The organism is Moorena sp. SIO2C4 (genome assembly GCF_010672485.1).
GTDB lineage: Bacteria > Cyanobacteriota > Cyanobacteriia > Cyanobacteriales > Coleofasciculaceae > Moorena > Moorena producens.
In genome coordinates this window covers 1-2,971 of record NZ_JAAHGN010000959.1, presented here as the reverse complement: position 1 = coordinate 2,971, position 2,971 = coordinate 1, and the positions used below count along the sequence as shown (strand labels likewise).

The window sequence follows — 2,971 nt, the reverse complement described above, 5'->3', positions numbered from 1 at the left end:
ATCCACGGAAGCAGACCGAAAGGTCAGGATATCTAGGAGCTGGGTGCGGTGAAAGTCGCACGCCCAGATTTGAAGGAGAGGTGCCCTGGGTAATACCAGGCATCGACTCTAACGAAGTCAGAAGTCAGAAGTCAGAAGTCAGATGTCAGAAGTCAGATGTCAGAAGTCAGATGTCAGATGTCAGAAGTCAGATGTCAGAAGTCAGAAGTCAGATGTCAGAAGTCAGAAGTCAGATGTCAGAAGTCAGATGTCAGATGTCAGATGTCAGATGTCAGATGTCAGAAGTCAGAAGTCAGAAGTCAAACTCTTGCGCTTACAAAGGGTGTGAGAATTTTGTCATCTCCTAACTGCCCTGGCGACTGCTATAACTATAGTTAGTTATGAATAGTTAATTTAAAATTGGGCATTGGGATTTGTGCGATCGCGATCGCACAAATCGGGTACGCGATTGGCCTTTGGCCACGCTACGCGTACGCATACATAATATAATCGACTATAAAATACCATTGGCAATTGGCAACCGAGCCATCCTGTTGTTAATTTCCTTAGAGCGTTAGAATTTGTTTTTTAAATTCGATATGGTGATTTATTACAGTCATGATCTTACATAACTAAAAATGTTGTCCAACGTAAATTGAACGAACTTCACCATTGCGTCGAATCACTGCTTCCTGATTATCTACAGAGACTAGAGTCCAACCGCTATTAGCAATTGCTTCCCCCAGCTTAACCCGTTGGGTAACACCATCAATTTTAAACAAAGCAGCAGATTGTTCTCCTAGCTCCAGTAATCCCACCAAGGTATGTTTGATGGCAGGTGATGAGGGTGGGGGAGGTGGGGGCGGAGGGAGTCGGTCAAGAGTAGCGGTGGGCAGGGGGTCTGGGATTGGTGGTGGCGGTAATTCTAGAATAGTTGGTGGTGGTGGTTCTAGAACAGCATTTGACGGTGGTTTCGGGATTGGTGATGGTTTAGGTGTAATTTTAGGGGTGGTAGGAGGGGATGGTTTAACTGGCGCTGATGGCGCTGAGGATGCTATGGCAGGATCAGGGGTTGGAACCTTTTCAATCGGGATGTAATAAACTCGTTCTAAGACACGTTCTTTGACAGCAGTTGGTGGTGCAGTTGGTGCTGAATTATGAGCTACCGGACGATTGGGAGGCGTGGGGTTTGGTAATGATTGGGCGATCACAGGCTTTTTGATAGCTTTTGCTTTGCGGTCAATCACTTCTAGCGATCGCAACATATAGTTAATAAACTGGGCATCAGGTTCTGAGACTTTGCCTTGTTGAACTGATCCCAAAGCCACTAAGTTGTTCAACCATGACCAAGTTAGCTTTCCCTGGCTAGTCAGCCACATCATTGTGATTGCTGATAGGGACAGTAAGGCTAAAGCCCATAGGAGCTTGTCTAAAAACTGACCAGAGTGATCGGCGACAGTACTAGAGTTAGTATCTGCCGTTGTCGTTTGCAACTCACTTGAGGTGGTTTCGGCTAACTCCTGTGTTGAGGGGAGTGGGGATTCCAGAAACGGAATGATTGCCCCTGGTATGGGAATTTTCGGGATTGCTATCGGTTCCAAGGAGACATAGTCTGGCTCAGGGGGTTCTGTCGGCAACTCGCAGCCGTTCTCAATCATTTGGTACAGATCCCCAAATAAATCATCCATTAACCTATCGGCTTCAGCATCTACCGACCATGGCTGAATGGGAAGGGGAGGGTTCAACCGCTCTGTTGATTTTTCTTTGGTAATCACATCCTGAGACATCGATGGTATCTCTCGTTACTATGACTATGACTATATCTTTCAGAAGATTATCTTCCGAGACCCAAAACTAGACTTTTCTATGGGAAAAATCCTCCCATGGTTGGATATCCCGTCTGGTGATCAACCAGGGAGCAATAACGAACCTGAAATTAGGGAGCCACAACAGCAGTGAACTTTCGTTCCCGCACCTCTAGATATACCAGCAAGGCATTGATATCTGCTGGATTAACCCCGCCAACTCTGGATGCCTGACCAATAGTCATAGGTTTGACCTGGCTAAGCTTTTCACGAGACTCCTTGGATAGAGTTTCAATAGCAGCATAATCCAAATCTGGTGGTAACTGCCGATTAGCTTGCCGAGAAACTTGGTCAATTTGCTTTTGCTGACGCTTAAGATAACCATCATATTTTAGATCAATTTCTGCTCCTTCCCGTTCCGACTGATTCAGGTTAGGGTCACCGAGTCCATATTGGTCTAGATTGACATAGTGGAAACCAGGACGACGTAGTAACTCAGCTAAGGTAATCGAGTTTTTGATCTTTTGCTGGGTATCGGATGCGATCGCAATTCCGATTGGATCATGTTCCTTAATCCGTACCGACTGGAGTCGGGCTTTTTCTGTGGTGATGTTTCCCTGTTTTTGTTGATACAGCTGCCACCTACGGTCATCAATCAAACCCAGTTTCCGTCCTAAAGGAGTCATACGGCGGTCAGCGTTATCGGACCGCAATAGTAACCGATACTCCGAACGGCTAGTCAGCATTCGGTAAGGTTCCCGCAGGTCTTTGGTACACAAATCGTCAATTAACGTGCCGATATAGCTTTCTTCCCTAGGAAACACCACCATTTCCTGATGGCCTACATAGCGCACTGCATTAATTCCCGCTACAATCCCCTGAGCTGCTGCTTCTTCGTAGCCAGTGGTACCATTAATTTGTCCAGCGCAGAACAATCCCTCAATTTTTTTAGTCATCAGTGTTGGATAACACTGAGTCGCTGGTAAATAATCATACTCAACCGCATAAGCAGGACGGAGCATAGCGCAATTTTCTAATCCCGGAAGAGTTTGCAATAGCTGCAACTGCAAATTCTCTGGTAATCCAGTAGAAAATCCCTGGATATAGAGTTCTGGAATATCTCGTCCTTCTGGTTCAATAAAAATCTGTGGCTTTCCTTATCAGCAAAGCGCACAATTTTATCTTCA

The 2,971-nt window shown here is 45.8% G+C and carries 1 protein-coding gene and 2 pseudogenes; 1 reads left to right on the top strand and 2 read right to left on the bottom strand.

All coding sequences use genetic code 11. The features are described from left to right. A pseudogene (locus F6K20_RS32030) lies at positions 1-347 on the top strand (hypothetical protein); the annotation flags it as partial. A 264-nt stretch (positions 348-611) separates the two neighbouring features. Here the strand turns inward: F6K20_RS32030 and F6K20_RS32025 are convergent. Beyond that, positions 612-1,766, bottom strand: coding sequence for a hypothetical protein (locus F6K20_RS32025; protein ID WP_008179677.1), 1,155 nt, complete (start codon positions 1,764-1,766; stop codon positions 612-614). Between the two features lie 149 nt (positions 1,767-1,915). Beyond that, positions 1,916-2,971 (bottom strand): annotated as a pseudogene (locus F6K20_RS32020) (FAD-dependent oxidoreductase); the annotation flags it as partial.